Here is a 14,965-nt window from a genome sequence, read left to right as displayed (position 1 = left end):
CGGGGGCCCGCCCCTCACGTGTTCCGGCGCGGCCCACCCGCCACCGCCTACCGTCCGGGCATGCAGCGACGACCGCCCGCGCCACGGGGCCTGACCACCCGGGCCACCCTCGCCGCGATCCTGTTCGCGATCGCGGTGGTGCCCGGATGGACCCTCGGCGATCTGGCCGAACGCGCCTCCGGATGGCCGGTGCTGGACTGGCTGATCACCTGCGGATGGTCCGGGCTGGCGGTGGCGTGGGCCGCGCCGTGGGGCTCCTACCGGCGGATCGACGGCTGGCTCGGCGCGGTGCCGGTCTACGGCTGGTATCTGGCCGGGATCCTCGCCTGGCGGCTGGCACTGCTGCCGTTCCGGGATTGGGAACCCCGCCCCGACGAGTCGTGGCGGGCCCGCTGGCTCACCGGAGACCACGTCGGATACTGGCGGGCCGATCCGCCGGTCCGCCGGCCGGTCACAGCCGGGACGCGCCCAGCAGCCGGTCGCCGGACCAGGTGAGCAGCCAGCCCTCGCCCTTCGGCGTCTTGAACGGGTGATGATCGTCCACCCCGTGCAGTGCCGCCAGCAGGTGCGGCATCAGCTTGCCCTGACTGCACACCACCACCCGCTCCCGGGAGCGCAGCTCGGCCAGCCGGGCCAGCGCCGCCGCCACCCGGGCCGGCACCTGCTCCGGATCCTCCGGCTCGGCGAACGCGCCGTCACTGACGATCGACCGGTCGCCGATCGCGGCTGCCAGCGGCTCCAGGGTCTGCGTGCAGCGCAGCGGGGTGCCGGCCACCAGCCGGCGCGGCCGCAGCGGGGTGAGCAGCGCGGCGAACCGGTCCGCCTGCTTCGCGCCGACCGGATCGATCGGCCGCAGCTCGTCCCGGCCGGCCCACTTCTTCCGCTCCCCGGCACGGGCGTGCCGGACCAGCGCGATCGTCGCGGTCACCGGGGGCTGCGACGCGGCCTCCGTCAGGACGGCCCGCTCATCGTCGTACGTCAACCGGGCCACCGCCTCGTCCACCGGCAGCCACACCCGCTCGTCGACCTCGGCGGTGTCCCGCACCGGGCCGTCGCCGGCGACCGCCATCAGCCAGTACGCCACCGACTTCGGCCGGCCGTCCGGCAGCGTGTAGTCGCAGTCGGGCAGCCGCTGCAGGGGGATCCCGGCGAACCCGGTCTCCTCCTCGACCTCCCGCACCGCCGCGAGCAGCGGCTCCTCGTCCCTGCGGAGCTTGCCCTTGGGCAGGCTCCAGTCGTCGTATCGGGGCCGGTGCACCAGGCACACCTCGGCCCGCTCACCGGACCGGCGGAGGAGAAGCCCGCCGGCCGCGCGTTCCACACTCGTCACTTTTTCCCAATGATCCGCCGGAGCATGGCCGCCTGCAGGTGGACCTGTGGGCGGCCGGGGTTGCCCTGGTTACGGTGCCAGATGCCGTCGCCGTCCAGATCCCAGCCCTCGGTGTGGTCACCCATGGACAGCTCCAGCACGTGCCGCAGCTCCTCGCGGGCCGACGTCAGGGTCACCTTGACGAGTGCCTCCACCCGCCGGTCCAGGTTGCGGTGCATCAGGTCGGCGGAGCCCATCCAGTACTCCGCGTCCGGGCCGGGACCGAACCGGAACACCCGGGAGTGCTCCAGGAACCGGCCGACGATCGAGCGGACCCGGATGTTCTCCGACAGGCCGGGCACACCGGGGCGCAGCGCGCACATCCCGCGGATGATCAGGTCCACCTTGACGCCGTCCTGCGAGGCCCGGTACAGCGCGTCGATGGTCTTCTCGTCGACCAGCGAGTTCACCTTGAACTGGACCAGCGCCTCGCCGCCCTCGCGGGCGATCCGGGCCTGCTCGTCGACCCGTTCCAGCAGACCCTTGCGGACGCCGTGCGGCGCCACCAGCAACCGGCGGTACGTGGTCTGCCGGCTGTATCCGGTCAGGACGTTGAACAGGTCGGTGACGTCGGCCCCCACCTCGGGGTCGGCGGTCAGCATGCCGAAGTCCTCGTAGAGCCGCGCCGTCTTCGGGTGGTAGTTGCCGGTCCCGATGTGGCAGTAGCGCCGGATCTGGTTGCCCTCCTGGCGTACCACCAGGGAGGTCTTGCAGTGGGTCTTGAGACCGACCAGGCCGTAGACCACGTGGCAGCCGGCCCGCTCCAGGGTCCGCGCCCAGGCGATGTTGGCCACCTCGTCGAACCGGGCCTTCACCTCGACCAGCACCACCACCTGCTTGCCGGCCGCCGCCGCGTCGACCAGCGCGTCCACGATCGGCGAGTCACCCGACGTCCGGTACAGCGTCTGCTTGATCGCCAGCACGTTGGGGTCGGCGGCGGCCTGCTCGATGAACCGCTGCACGCTGGTGGAGAACGAGTGGTACGGGTGGTGCACCAGGATGTCCGACTCGCGCAGCCGGTTGAAGACGCTGCGCGGCACCTCGCCGTCGGCCAGGTGGGTGTGGGTGGCCGGGACGAACGGGCGGTCCTTCAGATCGTCGCGGTCACACTCGCCGAAGACCTGCCAGAGTGCCGACAGGTCGAGCAGGCCGGGCACCCGGAGCACGTCCTGACTGTCCATGTCGAGCTCGCGGACCAGCAGGTCGAGCACGTGGTCGCTGATCGAGGCGGCCACCTCCAGGCGCACCGGCGGGCCGAACCGGCGCTGCGCCAGCTCCCGCTCCAGGGCCTGCAGCAGGTCCTCGTCGCGGTCCTCGTCGACCTCCAGCTCGGCGTTGCGGGTCACCCGGAACAGGTGCCACTCCAGGATCTGCATGCCCGGGAAGAGCTGGCTCAGGTGGACCGCGATCAGCTCCTCGACCGGCAGGAACCGCACCCCGCGGCTGTCGTTCTGCACGGTCACGAAGCGGGGCACGTTGTTCGGCACCTTGACCCGGGCGAACAGCTCCGGCGAGTCGTCACCGGGGTAGCGCAGGGCGACCGCGAGGTTCAGCGAACGGCTGGAGATGTACGGGAAAGGGTGTGCCGGGTCCACCGCGAGCGGGGTCAGCACCGGGAACACCTGCTCCCGGAAGAAGGTGCGCAGCCGGCCCTGCTCGGCGGCGTTCAGCTCCTTCCACGACACCAGTTCGATGCTCTCCGCCGCCAGTTTCGGCCGCACCTCGTCGGAGAAGCAGGCCGCGTGCCGGGTGACCAGGTCGGTGGTCCGCTCGGTGATCATCTCGATCTGGTGGCGCAGCGGGGACCGGTCGCCGCCACGCATCGGCAGGCCGGCGCTCAGCCGCCGCTTCAGCCCGGCCACCCGGACCATGTAGAACTCGTCCAGGTTGCTCGCGAAGATCGCCAGGAATTTGGCCCGCTCCAGCAGCGGGGTGCCCGGGTCCTCGGCCAGGGCCAGCACCCGCGCGTTGAAGTCGAGCCAGGACAGCTCCCGGTTGAAGAACCGGTCCTCCGGCATCAGATAGCCGGGCCCGGTGTCGCCCTCGTCCTCGTCGTCGTCATCATCGTCGTCATCGGAGTCGGCATCGGCCAGGCCGGCCACCATCTCACCGGCCGTGACCTCGAAGGCCTCACGCTCGGTCAGCACCGGCTCTTCCGGCGCGGGCAGCGCCTCGATCGGCTGCGCCAGCACCTCCTCCGCCCGGTCCGAACTGTCTTCCGGAAGCTCCGGCCTGGGAAGGAAGCGGCCGTTGGGGCCGCGCCGGCGGGGCTCGGGGGTCCGGGGCGGAGTCTGCATGCGTCCATCATCGCCGTTTCCGGAGAAACGTGAAACGAACTACCGGATGATCACATCAAGCCACTCCGGGAATTACCACCCGCCAAACCACACCAGTCCCGTCCGACTCGACCGTCACCCGCTGGCCCAGCCGGAGAAGCCGCAGGCCGGAGCGGTTGAAGGCGTCGGCGCCGAAGGTGAGCGGGGTGCCGTCATCGAGCAGCAGCGAACCGCTGCGGGTTTCCGGGTCGAAAGTCGCGATCGTGCCCTGCATGACAGATCACGCTACCGGTGTCGCGGGCGTCACGCGGCCGGGGCACACTCCGGGGCCAACCCGAGGTCACGCAACAGGCCACAGGTCCGCCACCCGGCACCCAGCGTGAGGACCGCGTCGAGGTCGGCGGCGGTGTCCACATCCTGCCGCAGACCCGGCCAGCCACCGCCCAGAGCCACCGCGCCGGAGCCGGCGTGCGCCGCCGCCGACGGCCCGCCGAACCGCGGATCGAGCGGCCGGCCGGCCGGGGCGGCCAGCAGCACCGTGCCGATCCCGGCGGCGTCCGGCACGAAAGCACGGCCGGTCACCCGGGCCAGCACGTCGTCCAGCTCCTCCGGGCGCAGCGCCGGCAGGTCACCGGCGAGCACCACCCGGTGCGCGGACAGGCCGGCCGCCTCGTCCGCGCCGAACCGCATCGCCGCGTTCAGCCCGCCACCCGGATCCGGCACCACCCGGGCGCCCAGCTCCCGCACCGCCCCGCCGACCTGCGGGTCGTCGGTCACCACCAGCAGCCCGGACACCGCTCCGGCGGCCAGCACCGCGGCCGCGGTGTCCCGCACCATCGCCAGGGCCAGCTCCGGATGACGGTCGGCGGGCACGGCGCCGCGCAACCGCGTCTTCGCCGCCCCGAGCCGCTTCACCGGAATGATCGCCGTCCACTCACGCACCCGACCATCCTGCCTGAGTGATCCGGGAAGCCGGGGCCCCGGCTTCCGTGATTCACGAGACCCCTAGCTGGTCCCGTGCGGGGTGAGAGGGCATGATTTCGTCGCAGGTGAACAAGGGGAGGCGTCGTGGCAAAGCTCAGGCTCGGCTTATGGCAGCGCGTCGCGGTGATGCTGGTGGTCCCGGTCACCACCCTCCTGACCCGGCGGACCTGGCTGCGGATGGACGACATCCCGGCCACCGGACCGGTGATCCTGGTCCCCAACCACGTGTCGCACTTCGACCCGCTGGTGGTCGCGCACTACATCTACCGTTCCGGCCGGTGGCCGAGGTTCCTCGGCAAATCCAGCGTGTGGAAGGTCCCGATCATCGGCTTCCTGCTGATCAAGACCCGGCAGATCCCGGTCGAACGCGGCAGTGTGGAGGCGGTGAAGTCGCTGGACACCCTGGTCACCGCGCTGCGTGAGGGCGGTGCCGTGGTGGTCTACCCGGAGGGCACCACCACCCGCAGCCCCGACCTGTGGCCGATGCACGGCAAGACCGGCGCGGCCCGGCTGGCACTGCTCACCGGGGCGCCGGTGGTGCCGATCGCCAACTGGGGAGCCCAGGCGATCTTCGACCCGCGTACCAACCGGCTGAGACTGCGCCGCACCGACGTGACGGTGACCACCGGGCGGCCGGTCGACCTGAGCCGCTGGGCCGGCGCCGCGCCGACCCGTGAGGTGCTCGACGAGATGACCGAGGCGATCATGCTGGACGTCCGGGACCTGTTGAGCGAGATCCGCGACGGCGAACCGCCGCCGCTCTACGACCGGCCCGTACACCGGGCCATTACCTCGGAGGAAGCGCCATGAGGGCGTCCGTCATCGGTTCCGGAGCCTGGGGCACCGCGTTCGCCAAGGTGCTCGGCGACGCCGGGTCGGACGTGACCATGTGGGCGCGGCGGGAGGCGGTCGCCACCGAGATCCGCGAGCGGCACGGCAACGAGGGATCACTTCCCGGTGTACGCCTGGCGGAGAGCGTCACCGGCACCACCGATCTGGCCGAGGCGGTCGACGGGGCCGAACTGATCGCGATCGCCGTCCCGTCCCAGACGCTGCGCGGCAACCTCGCCGACTGGGCCGGGCTCTTCCCCGCCGACGCCACCATCGTCTCCCTGATGAAGGGCATCGAACTCGGCACCCTCAAACGGATGAGCGAGGTGATCGTCGAGACCGCGGGTGTCGCCCCGGACCGGGTGGTGGTCGTCTCCGGCCCCAACCTGGCCCCGGAGATCGCCGCCGAGCAACCCACCACCACGGTGGTGGCGTGCTCCGACGAGGCCCGCGCCAAGCAGGTCCAGCACGCGCTCGCCACACCCTGGTTCCGGCCCTACACCAGCGACGACGTGATCGGCTGCGAGCTCGGCGGGGCCTGCAAGAACGTGATCGCCCTGGCGTACGGGATGGCCGTCGCCCTGGGCCTCGGCGACAACACCCGGGCCTCGCTGATCACCCGCGGGCTGGCCGAGACCGCCCGCCTGGGCGTGGCACTCGGTGCCGACCCGCTCACCTTCGCCGGCCTGGCCGGTCTCGGCGACCTGGTCGCCTCCTGCTCGTCGCCGCTGGCCCGCAACCGCACCTTCGGTGAGCACCTGGGCCGCGGCGAGTCCCTGGAACAGGCGCAGATCGCCACCCGGCAGACCGCCGAAGGGGTCAAGAGCTGCCTGTCCATCCGCGACCTGGCCCGCGCGAACGGTGTCGAGATGCCGATCGTCGAGCAGGTCGAGCGCGTGTGCCACGAAGGGGTGGACCCGCGGGTCGCGGTCAAGCTGTTGATGACACGGGACATGAAACCCGAGTAAGAGGTACGCATCATGAGCTACTCCGACGGCACCCGGTCGGTGCACGCCGGCCTGCCCGCACCCGAGGTCGGCGAGCCGTTCCTGCCGGGGCCGGTGTTCGCCGCGCCCTACCACCTGGACCCGGTCACCGGGCCGGGCGAGAACGGGTACGCGCGCACCGAGCACCCCACCCGGCAGCGCCTGGAGGCGGCGATCGGCGCCCTGGAGGGCGGCCCCACCCTGGTCTTCTCCAGCGGGCAGGCGGCGATCACCGCGCTGCTGCTCGCGGTGCTGCGGTCCGGCGACACGGTGGCGATCCCCGCGGACGGATATTTCACCGTACGGGCGTTCGCCGACGGCTTCCTGAAGGACCTCGGCGTGACCACCGTCCTGGTGCCCACCGCCGGACCGTACCCGGACCTCACCGGGGTCCGCCTGGTGCTGCTGGAGACCCCGGCCAACCCCGGCCTGGACGTGTGCGACGTGCGGGCGGTGTCCGCGCTGGCGCACGCGGCCGGGGCACTCGTCGCGGTGGACAACACCACACCCACCCCGCTCGGGCAGAACCCGCTCGCCCTCGGCGCCGACCTGGTGGTGGCGTCCGGGACCAAGGCGCTGACCGGGCACTCCGACGTCCTTCTCGGGTACGTGTCGGCGAGCGACCCGGAGGTGCTGGCCCGGGTCGAGACGTGGCGCAAGCAGACCGGCGCGGTGCCGGGGGCGTTCGACGCGTGGCTGGCACACCGGTCCATCGCCACCCTGGACCTGCGGCTGGCCCGGCAGACCGCGAACGCGGCGGCGGTCGCCGAGCTGCTGCTGTCCCGGCCGGACGTGACCGGGGTGCGCTGGCCGGGGCTGCCGTCCGACCCGTCGTACGCGGTGGCGTCCGCGCAGATGCGCCGGATCCCCGGGATCGTCTCGTTCGACCTGGGCACCGCCGAGCGGGTGGGCCGGTTCCTGGAGGCGGCCTCGCTGGTGTTCGCGGCCACCTCGTTCGGTGGTGTGCACACCACCGCGGACCGGCGGGCCCAGTGGGGTGACGACACCTCGCCGGGGTTCGTCCGGTTCTCCTGCGGGATCGAGGACACCGCCGACCTGATCGCCGACGTCACCGCGGCGCTGGACGCGGCATGAGCGAGCCGACCTCCGCATGCCGGCGCCTCCGCCGCGATCCGGCTTCCGCATGCCGGCACCTCCGCCGCGATCCGACCTCCGCATGCCGGCACCTCCGCCGCGATCCGGCTTCCGCATGCCGGCACCTCCGCCGTGCTCCGGTGTCGGCATGACCGCGTGGAGCAGCTTCGACGGGGAGCAGGTGGCGGCGCTCACCCAGGGCGAGAGCTTCTTCGCCGACCCGGGGGAGCGGGACTGCCCGGCCTGCGGACGGCGGCGGCTGCGGGCCTACTTCACCACGCCGGCGAACGCCAAGCGGCCCACCCTGGTCAGCTATGTGTGGTGCGGGGGCTGCGACAAGTTCGTCGGGACCCGGGCCCGGCACCCGGAAGGGCTGATCTTCTCCGACCCGCTGGCCACCCTGAGCGTGACGGAACGGCGTGAGCTGGAGCGCAGCCTCACCGGGTTCCTCGCCCATCTGGACTCGTTGTGGGACTCGGGAGCGCTGCCGCAGACGTTCACCACCGAACGGTGACCACCGCTCATCACCCGGCGGCGGCGTAGCGGTCCGGTGGGCCGCCCACGTCGCCGGGACGGGACGGGACGTCCTGGATTCGGCGGGGGCGTCCCGGAGCGTACGTGCGGATCGTGAATTTGATCTTTGAATCAGCCGTGCGTGGCCACGAAATCGTGCAACCAGTCCGGGGCGATGTCGGCATCCGGATCGCCGGTGCGGCGCAGCGCCTCGCCCGGCCGGATGCCCAGCAGCGCCAGGGTCATCGTGGCCAGCAGGGTGGACCGGCCGTTGTCGGCGGCCGACTGGGTCACCACGAACCGTCCGGCGCGGACCTCCCGGGCCAGCCGGATCGCCAGTGCCACCACCTGGTTCGCCTCCTGCGGGGCCTCCTGCGCCGACCGGGCCCGCGCCGGGAAGGTCACCACCTCGATGCCCGCGGTGTCCGGTCCGGGCGCCGCGCACGACACCAGCACCTGCACGCCGGCCCGGGCCAGAGCGACCAGTTCCGGCGGAGACCAGGGCTCGTCCGCCGGATGCGCCATCGTCGCCAACTGCCCTGGTCCCGGGCCGGCGATCACGTGGAGTGCTGGAGCCATTGACGCTTCGTCCTCCCTGCCTTGCACATCGGTTATGGTCGCCGCCACGAATCCCATATTTGGCTTACGCAGAGTAGGGTCACCCCCGGCATGACCGCTAGCTGGAAGGCGCAGAGAAGAGTGACCTCCCCCCGCAAGACCCGCGTCGCGATCGTGTTCGGCGGTCGCAGCACTGAGCACGCCATTTCCTGCGTCAGCGCCGGTGCGATCCTGGGTGCCCTGGACCCGGATCAGTACGAGGTCGTGCCCGTCGGAATCACCCGGGCGGGGCGCTGGGTACTGACCTCGGCCGACTCCTCCACCCTCGCCATCAGCGAGCGGACCCTGCCGGAGATCACCGCAGCCTCCGGCAACGCCGTGGTGCTCGCCGCCGACCCCACCGCCACCGAGTTGATCGTGCGCGACCCGGCCGAGGGCATGTCCGAGCTGGCCGGTGTGGACGTGGTGTTCCCGGTGCTGCACGGCGCCTACGGCGAGGACGGCACCATCCAGGGGATGCTGGAGATGGCCGGGATTCCGTACGTGGGGGCCAACGTGTTCGCCTCCGCGGCGGCCATGGACAAGGAGTTCACCAAGAAGCTCGCGGCCGCCGAGGGCATCCCGGTCGGGCCGTACGCGGTGCTCCGCGCCGGCACCTCACTGTCCGAGGCCGACAAGGAGCGGCTCGGCCTGCCGGTCTTCGTCAAGCCGTCCCGGGCCGGATCGTCCACCGGCATCACCAAGGTCACCGATTGGGCCGACCTGGACGCGGCCATCGCCACCGCCCGCGAGATCGACCCGAAGGTGCTGGTCGAGGCCGGCATCGTGGGCCGGGAGATCGAGTGCGGCGTGCTGGAGGGGGAGAACGGCGGAGCGCCCGAGGCGTCGCTGCTCGCCGAGATCCACATGGACGACGCGGACTGGTACGACTTTGAGACGAAGTACCTGGTAGGCAGCCGGTACACGATTCCGGCCGGCCTCTCCGACACCCTGTCGAAGCAGGTCCGGGAGTACGCCCTGCGCACCTTCACCGCCCTCGACTGCGCCGGACTGGCCCGTGTCGACTTCTTCGTCACCGAGGCCGGCGAGATCTACCTCAACGAGATCAACACGATGCCGGGAATGACCCCGACCTCGATGTTCCCGCAGATGTGGGCGGCCACCGGACTGGAGTACCCGAAGGTGGTGGACCGGCTGATCCGCACCGCCGTGCAGCGCGGCACCGGCCTGCACTGAGGATCACTCACACCCGGACGGCATGGTGCCGATCTCCTTCGACTTGACCGTCTTCACGATCGTGTCGGAGAACTCGTTGGCCCACTGCGCCGGGTTCTCGTAGGACCCCGGCACGGTCACCCGCACCGCGACCTCACGGTCCATCGTGGTGATGGTGGACGTGCCGGAGCCGGGGGCGGCGTACCAGCAGACGTTGTTCATGATCAGGAGCTCGGTGTCCATCGGGACACAGCCCGGGGTCGAGTCGTTCGGCACCTTGCAGGTCTCCGGCTGCGGGACACCACAGGACACCGTGATCGCGGGCTCGCCGTACGCCGCGTTCTGCTCCGGGCCGGCGCTCACCGGACGGCCCGGCAGATCGCGGATCGCGGCCGGGAGCTGCGAGGTGACCGCCAGGCAGACGGTGGAGGCGCGCTCGTCCAGTTCGGGCGCGTCCATCACCACCGGGGAGCTGGGGATGCTGACCGGGGCAGCCGATGTTTCATCCGACTTGTCGGGATTTATGGTGGCAAAGGCCAGGACGCCTACCAGGACCGTCACCGGCACCGCCACCGCGGTCGCCCACAGCGCGGCGATCCGCTTCGTCCGGTCTTCCGTCGGTACGGTCTTCGGGGCGTCGGTGTCCACCATGTCAGAGGTTTACCACGGAGCAGGTCAGCGTCCGCGTGATGCCCGGTACGTACTGGACCTTGCTCACAATCAGGCCGCCCAGCTCGTCCACGGTGTGCGCCTCGGTCAACACCACCACGTCGTACGGCCCGGTCACCGCGTCGACCCGCACCACCCCCGGTATCTTCTCGATCGCGGCGGCCACGTCACGGGCCTTACCGACCTCCGTTTGAATGAGGATGTATGCCTGGACCACGATCGACTCCAATCCGCCACCGCCGGTGATCCCTGGTCGTGAAACTACCGTACGAAGCGGCCCGGCAGCGGGTCGCCACCATCGAAGGGCTTGGACGTGAGCATCGCAGAGGCCGGTGAATTCGGGCTGATCGGCCGAATCGTCTCCCGGCTGGGCCAGGGAGAGGCCACCCTGATCGGCCCCGGCGACGACGCCGCCGTCATCCGCGCCACCGACCGGCGGGTGGTCGCCTCCACCGACGTCCTCGTCGAAGGCCGGCACTTCCGGCGCGACTGGTGCGGCCCCGAGGACATCGGGCACCGGGCCGCCGCCGCCAACCTCGCCGACATCGCCGCCATGGGCGCCGTCCCCACCGCCCTGCTCGTCGCCCTCTGCGTGCCCACCGGGCTCGACATCGGCTGGGCCGAAGGACTCGCCGACGGCCTCAGCGCCGAAGCCGGCCTGGTCGGCGCCTCCGTCGTCGGCGGCGACACCTCCGCCAGCCCCACCCTCACCATCGCCGTCACCGCCCTCGGCGACCTGCGCGGCGCCGACCCGGTCCGCCGCGACGGCGCACGACCCGGGGACGTCGTGGCTCTCTGCGGGCGGATCGGTCACGCGGCCGCCGGGCTCACCGTTCTCTCCCGCGGATTCCGTACGCCGAAACTACTCGTCGACGCCTACCGCCGCCCGTCCGTGCCGTACGATGCGGGCCCGCAAGCCGCCCGCCTCGGCGCCACCGCGATGATCGACGTCTCGGACGGCCTTCTCCAGGACATCGGCCACATCGCCACCGCCAGCCGGGTCGGCATCGACGTCCGGCGGGACGCCTTCGACCTGCCCGCCCAGATGCGCGACGCGGCCAACGCCCTCGGCGTCGACCCGTACCTGTGGCTGCTCTCCGGCGGCGACGACCACCCGCTGGCGGCGACCTTCCCACCCGACGTGACACTCCCGCCCGAGTGGCGCCCGATCGGCGTCGTCCAGGATGCCGGCGGCGTCACCGTCGACGGCAAACCGTGGACCGGCGGCCTGGGCTGGGACCACTTCCGCTGACATCGCCTCCGCCTCGTAGTCTTGCCACGTGCAGGACATCAAGATCAAATCCGTGGGGTACGACGAACCGGCGGTCCAGCTGCTCCGTGCCGAGAACATGCGCGACCTCTCCGAACGCTACGGCGGCACCGGTGACGACACCCCACTGGCGGCGAGCGACTTCCTCCCGCCCCACGGCGACTTCCTGGTGGCCGTCGACGGCGACACGCTGATCGCCAGCGCCGGTTGGCGCCGCCACGGCGACGACGCCGAACTCAAGCGGATGTTCACCACGCCGGCCGCCCGGGGCCGTGGCCTGGCCCGCCGCATGCTCGCGGCCGTCGAGGACTCGGCGCGCTCGGCCGGCTGCCGGCGCCTGATCCTGGAGACCGGAGACAAACAGCCAGAGGCGATCGCCCTGTACGAGTCAGCCGGCTACACCCGGATCACCGACTTCGGCTACTACGCGGGCCACGAGGGCGTCCTCTCCTACGCCAAGCCCCTCTAACAGCGCCCGCTCGTCCCGCATCCCCCACCCGGCGTCGGGGCGTCTCGCATCCGGCATCCCCACCCAGCGCCATGCGTCTCGCATCCGCGTCGGGCGTCGGCTGTCTCGCATCCGGTGTCTCGCATCCGCGTCGGGCGTCTCGCATCCGGTGTCTCGCATCCGCGTCGGGTGTCTTGCATCCGGTGTCTCGCATCCGCGTCGGGTGTCTCGCATCCGGTGTCTCGTACCCGTGTCGGGCATCGGGCGTTCGCATCCGGCATCCGGTGTCTCGTATCCGCATCCGCATCCGCATTCAGCGTCGGCGGGGTCGGCCTCACGCCCTCGTGATCTTGGTCGATCCTCCGCCGTTTGAGTCCTTCTCTCCACCACTGGCCCGCTCGCGCCCGGTCTTCTGCACAGGCCTGCCCGTCCGGGGCGACCTTTGCCCACTCGGCCGTTCAAATTGGTCGTTTTGCCGATTTGCGTCGCGAAGATATGCTATTTAAGGCTATCTTTGCGAGTTTACTGCCGTTTGGAGTCTTCCTCTGGTTTGCTGGCCCGTCCGCGGTCAATTCCCCCGTGCGAGCGTCCGCCTTCCCGCCCCACCCTGGACGATCTTGGCGGATTTACCACCGTTTTGAGCCCTCTTCTCAGCTGCTGGCCCGATCGCGGTCGATTCCTAGCGCGAGTGTCCGCCTTCCAACCCCACCCAGGTTGATCTTGGCGGATTTGCCACTGTTTCCGGTGGTAAATCCTCCAAGATTTCTGCTGAGCGGGTCGCTCGCTCGAGGGCTTGACCGGAAGTGATCAGGCGGTCGAGAACAGGACTCAATCCGGTGGTAAATCCGCCAAGATCGGCCAGCGTGGGGCCGGAAAGACGGCCACACGCGCGGGGAATTGACGCTGGCGGGCCGGCGGCCAAGACAACGACTCGAAACTTGAGCTCAATCGGTGGTAAACCCTCCAAGATCGCGGCTGGTGGGGCGAGAGGGCGGTTGTGAGCGAGTCGGAAGCTAGGAACAAGACCTTTCTGGTGGTGAATCCACCAGTTCCGCGGGGTTGCCGACTGTTCTCTCAGTGGAGATCTTCGGTGATTCTTGGTGCGAACCTTCTGGTGGTACGAGGCGTCAGTGGTGTGCGAGGGCTGCTCTCAACTGGGCAATGACCTCGTCGGGGCGGTGGTGTAGGGCCCAGGCGGGGAAGCGGAGTACCCGATCGCCGGGGATCCACAGCTCGTTCTGTCGGCTCATGTCGGCCCACCATTGCTCGACGTCGGTGTGATGGCCGCCGTCGATCTCCACGTGTAGGGCGTGATCCTCGAAATAGGCGTCCAAGTAGTTGGTCCGGCCTCGACCGCCGCGTCGCTCTCTCTGGAGGACGGGTGTGGGGAGGCGGGCTCGCCGGCACAGATGGAGGAAGTCGGCCTCGGCTGTCGAATGGACGCCTCCCGCCGACCAGGTGACCGCCTCGGTGATCAGGGCGTGCCGGCGGGCCCGCCGCATCCTCGCCAGGACCGGCTGGATGTCGTCGGCGGACACCAGCCGCTGCTGGAATCCGGCGGCGATGACCGCCCAGGCCCGCCGGTCGGACGAAGCCCACTGGGCCGCGTCGACGAGTGATCGGGCCGGCATGGTGCCGGGTGGCCGTCCCATCAGGTGAAGGTCACTGTCCGGAAGGGTCGTGGTCCGGTGAACGACGACACCGGGTGGTGGATTGTCCGGTTTTCGATGAGCTGGGAGAAGGATGTCGATCCGGTTGCCGGGTGACTCCCGAGGGCCTCGGTGATCTCGGGGGCCCCGGAAGCCGAGCGTCTCCAGCGCGGAGAGCCCTCCGAGCAGACCGCGGGTGGCGAGGACGGCGATCCATCGGCGGGCCGGGTGTTCGATCGGGCCGGTGTGGGTGACGTAGACGCCCTGATGAGCCGATCGCCACCGGCCGGAGGACAGCTTGCGCTCGACGGTGCGAGCGGTCAGATGGCACAACGCCTGGCGCCGGGTGAGGATGCCGGCTTGCGCGGTCGCCAGTTCCATCAGAGGGGAGTCAGCGTCGGAGGGGGCCACCGGAACGATGCTGCCGAGATACCCGCGGCGAGGCGACCGGTTTCCCGGCGCCCTGTGGATAAGTGTCGCTGTCCACAGGGTGGACCGCAGACAAGGTGGGCAAGGCCGTCAAGGTGGCCGAGTCGCCCGGCGGTCGGCGCGGCAAGGTGGGCGGACGGCGAAGGCGGGCGGAGGGCCAAGGTGGGCGGAGGGCCAAGGCGGGCGGCAAGATGAGCGTTCAGCGTAGAGCCGTCCGCGAAGTGCGCCGGCCGGAGAGCGAAGCGGGCAGACAGGCCGGCGGGCAGGGTGATCCACGGCGAGGCGCCCGGCATGTCCAGGGCGGGTTTGACGCCGGGCGGCCGGCAGACCTGAGCCAGGTTGTCACCCGAAGAGGGGGCGACCGGCGGATGGTGGCAGCGGGGGTGGAGGGCGGGAATGACGAACAGCCGCCGGACCCGAAGGTACGGCGGCTGCTCGAAAAGCCTCAGAAGGCCAGGTCAGGCGCGGACGACCTTGCCCGCCTTGATGCACGAGGTGCAGACCTTGAGCTTCTTGGTGGTCCCGCCACCGGCCGGGGTGCGCACCGACTGGATGTTCGGGTTCCAGCGGCGGTTGGTCCGCCGGTGCGAGTGGGACACGTTGTGGCCGAAGCCCGGTCCCTTGCCACAGACGTCGCACACGCTAGCCACGGGATACTCCTGGGTTTGATACG

At 70.8% G+C, this 14,965-nt stretch carries 17 protein-coding genes; 8 read left to right on the top strand and 9 right to left on the bottom strand.

The window, feature by feature from the left end; all coding sequences use genetic code 11:
• Positions 1 to 60 precede the first annotated feature (60 nt).
• Positions 61 to 495 carry a hypothetical protein gene (locus ACQ0O7_RS21900; protein WP_430783992.1) on the top strand — a complete coding sequence of 145 codons (435 nt, stop codon included), beginning with the start codon at positions 61 to 63 and terminating at the stop codon, positions 493 to 495.
• Here ACQ0O7_RS21900 and ACQ0O7_RS21895 read toward each other — a convergent pair.
• From ACQ0O7_RS21895 to cofC, 4 genes are read right to left on the bottom strand one after another with little or no spacing between them, the layout of a single operon-like run.
• Positions 452 to 1,321 (bottom strand): NUDIX domain-containing protein, encoded by an 870-nt coding sequence (locus tag ACQ0O7_RS21895; RefSeq protein WP_430783991.1) that lies wholly within the window; start codon positions 1,319 to 1,321, stop codon positions 452 to 454. The two genes, ACQ0O7_RS21900 and ACQ0O7_RS21895, sit on opposite strands and share 44 nt — an antisense overlap.
• A 5-nt stretch (positions 1,322 to 1,326) precedes the next feature.
• A complete protein-coding gene (locus ACQ0O7_RS21890) occupies positions 1,327 to 3,666 on the bottom strand; it encodes an RNA degradosome polyphosphate kinase (RefSeq protein ID WP_430783990.1) in 2,340 nt (779 codons plus the stop codon).
• Positions 3,667 to 3,721: 55 nt separating this feature from the next.
• The gene (locus ACQ0O7_RS21885) at positions 3,722 to 3,919 is read right to left on the bottom strand and encodes a cold-shock protein (protein WP_430783989.1); all 198 of its coding nucleotides are present in this window, start codon (positions 3,917 to 3,919) and stop codon (positions 3,722 to 3,724) included.
• Positions 3,920 to 3,948: 29 nt separating this feature from the next.
• Positions 3,949 to 4,587 carry a 2-phospho-L-lactate guanylyltransferase gene (gene cofC, locus ACQ0O7_RS21880; protein WP_430783988.1) on the bottom strand — a complete coding sequence of 213 codons (639 nt, stop codon included), beginning with the start codon at positions 4,585 to 4,587 and terminating at the stop codon, positions 3,949 to 3,951.
• 126 nt (positions 4,588 to 4,713) lie between these two features.
• On the opposite strand from cofC, the gene ACQ0O7_RS21875 reads away from it, so the two are divergent.
• The 4 genes from ACQ0O7_RS21875 to ACQ0O7_RS21860 all read left to right on the top strand — a co-directional run bounded on the left by ACQ0O7_RS21875 (position 4,714) and on the right by ACQ0O7_RS21860 (position 8,055).
• Complete coding sequence (locus ACQ0O7_RS21875; protein WP_430783987.1) at positions 4,714 to 5,439, top strand: lysophospholipid acyltransferase family protein; 726 nt, start codon at positions 4,714 to 4,716, stop codon at positions 5,437 to 5,439.
• On the top strand, positions 5,436 to 6,428 hold the full coding sequence (locus ACQ0O7_RS21870; RefSeq protein WP_430783986.1) for an NAD(P)H-dependent glycerol-3-phosphate dehydrogenase: 993 nt from the start codon (positions 5,436 to 5,438) through the stop codon (positions 6,426 to 6,428). The genes ACQ0O7_RS21875 and ACQ0O7_RS21870 overlap by 4 nt, the downstream gene beginning before the upstream one ends.
• A gap of 12 nt (positions 6,429 to 6,440) precedes the next feature.
• The gene (locus ACQ0O7_RS21865; protein WP_430783985.1) at positions 6,441 to 7,541 is read left to right on the top strand and encodes a cystathionine gamma-lyase; all 1,101 of its coding nucleotides are present in this window, start codon (positions 6,441 to 6,443) and stop codon (positions 7,539 to 7,541) included.
• Positions 7,542 to 7,689: 148 nt separating this feature from the next.
• The gene (locus ACQ0O7_RS21860; RefSeq protein ID WP_430783984.1) at positions 7,690 to 8,055 is read left to right on the top strand and encodes a hypothetical protein; all 366 of its coding nucleotides are present in this window, start codon (positions 7,690 to 7,692) and stop codon (positions 8,053 to 8,055) included.
• Between the two features lie 131 nt (positions 8,056 to 8,186).
• On the opposite strand, the gene ACQ0O7_RS21855 is transcribed toward ACQ0O7_RS21860, so the two are convergent.
• Positions 8,187 to 8,633: a hypothetical protein gene (locus tag ACQ0O7_RS21855; protein ID WP_430783983.1), complete on the bottom strand. Its 447-nt coding sequence runs from the start codon at positions 8,631 to 8,633 to the stop codon at positions 8,187 to 8,189.
• A gap of 120 nt (positions 8,634 to 8,753) precedes the next feature.
• On the opposite strand from ACQ0O7_RS21855, the gene ACQ0O7_RS21850 reads away from it, so the two are divergent.
• Positions 8,754 to 9,848, top strand: coding sequence for a D-alanine--D-alanine ligase family protein (locus ACQ0O7_RS21850; RefSeq protein ID WP_430784024.1), 1,095 nt, complete (start codon positions 8,754 to 8,756; stop codon positions 9,846 to 9,848).
• 3 nt (positions 9,849 to 9,851) lie between these two features.
• Here the strand turns inward: ACQ0O7_RS21850 and ACQ0O7_RS21845 are convergent, their stop codons facing one another.
• Together ACQ0O7_RS21845 and ACQ0O7_RS21840 are read right to left on the bottom strand one after the other, a co-directional pair.
• A complete protein-coding gene (locus tag ACQ0O7_RS21845) occupies positions 9,852 to 10,478 on the bottom strand; it encodes a DUF3515 domain-containing protein (RefSeq protein ID WP_430783982.1) in 627 nt (208 codons plus the stop codon).
• A 1-nt stretch (position 10,479) separates the two neighbouring features.
• The gene (locus tag ACQ0O7_RS21840) at positions 10,480 to 10,713 is read right to left on the bottom strand and encodes an Lrp/AsnC ligand binding domain-containing protein (protein ID WP_014447186.1); all 234 of its coding nucleotides are present in this window, start codon (positions 10,711 to 10,713) and stop codon (positions 10,480 to 10,482) included.
• A 96-nt stretch (positions 10,714 to 10,809) separates the two neighbouring features.
• On the opposite strand from ACQ0O7_RS21840, the gene ACQ0O7_RS21835 reads away from it, so the two are divergent.
• Complete coding sequence (locus tag ACQ0O7_RS21835) at positions 10,810 to 11,748, top strand: thiamine-phosphate kinase (protein WP_430783981.1); 939 nt, start codon at positions 10,810 to 10,812, stop codon at positions 11,746 to 11,748.
• 28 nt (positions 11,749 to 11,776) lie between these two features.
• Entirely contained in the window at positions 11,777 to 12,235 is a 459-nt protein-coding gene (locus tag ACQ0O7_RS21830) for a GNAT family N-acetyltransferase (RefSeq protein ID WP_430783980.1), read from the top strand.
• Between the two features lie 1,106 nt (positions 12,236 to 13,341).
• Here the strand turns inward: ACQ0O7_RS21830 and ACQ0O7_RS21825 are convergent.
• Positions 13,342 to 14,244: a DUF559 domain-containing protein gene (locus ACQ0O7_RS21825; protein WP_430783979.1), complete on the bottom strand. Its 903-nt coding sequence runs from the start codon at positions 14,242 to 14,244 to the stop codon at positions 13,342 to 13,344.
• Between the two features lie 506 nt (positions 14,245 to 14,750).
• Positions 14,751 to 14,942: a 50S ribosomal protein L28 gene (gene rpmB / locus ACQ0O7_RS21820; RefSeq protein WP_026207002.1), complete on the bottom strand. Its 192-nt coding sequence runs from the start codon at positions 14,940 to 14,942 to the stop codon at positions 14,751 to 14,753.
• Positions 14,943 to 14,965 lie beyond the last annotated feature (23 nt).

The organism is Actinoplanes sp. G11-F43 (assembly GCF_050589265.1).
In the GTDB taxonomy this organism is placed as follows: domain Bacteria; phylum Actinomycetota; class Actinomycetes; order Mycobacteriales; family Micromonosporaceae; genus Actinoplanes.
Note: the sequence above shows the minus strand (reverse complement) of the source record. Positions and strands in the feature narration are given on the sequence as shown.

Excerpts from the sequence above, each read along its gene's own strand:
- ACQ0O7_RS21900 (WP_430783992.1), top strand. The coding sequence starts at position 61 with ATGCAGCGACGACCGCCCGCGCCACGGGGCCTGACCACCCGGGCCACC.
- ACQ0O7_RS21890 (WP_430783990.1), bottom strand. The coding sequence starts at position 3,666 with ATGCAGACTCCGCCCCGGACCCCCGAGCCCCGCCGGCGCGGCCCCAAC.
- ACQ0O7_RS21885 (WP_430783989.1), bottom strand. The coding sequence starts at position 3,919 with ATGCAGGGCACGATCGCGACTTTCGACCCGGAAACCCGCAGCGGTTCG.
- ACQ0O7_RS21870 (WP_430783986.1), top strand. The coding sequence starts at position 5,436 with ATGAGGGCGTCCGTCATCGGTTCCGGAGCCTGGGGCACCGCGTTCGCC.
- ACQ0O7_RS21865 (WP_430783985.1), top strand. The coding sequence starts at position 6,441 with ATGAGCTACTCCGACGGCACCCGGTCGGTGCACGCCGGCCTGCCCGCA.
- ACQ0O7_RS21860 (WP_430783984.1), top strand. The coding sequence starts at position 7,690 with ATGACCGCGTGGAGCAGCTTCGACGGGGAGCAGGTGGCGGCGCTCACC.
- ACQ0O7_RS21855 (WP_430783983.1), bottom strand. The coding sequence starts at position 8,633 with ATGGCTCCAGCACTCCACGTGATCGCCGGCCCGGGACCAGGGCAGTTG.
- ACQ0O7_RS21845 (WP_430783982.1), bottom strand. The coding sequence starts at position 10,478 with ATGGTGGACACCGACGCCCCGAAGACCGTACCGACGGAAGACCGGACG.
- ACQ0O7_RS21825 (WP_430783979.1), bottom strand. The coding sequence starts at position 14,244 with ATGGAACTGGCGACCGCGCAAGCCGGCATCCTCACCCGGCGCCAGGCG.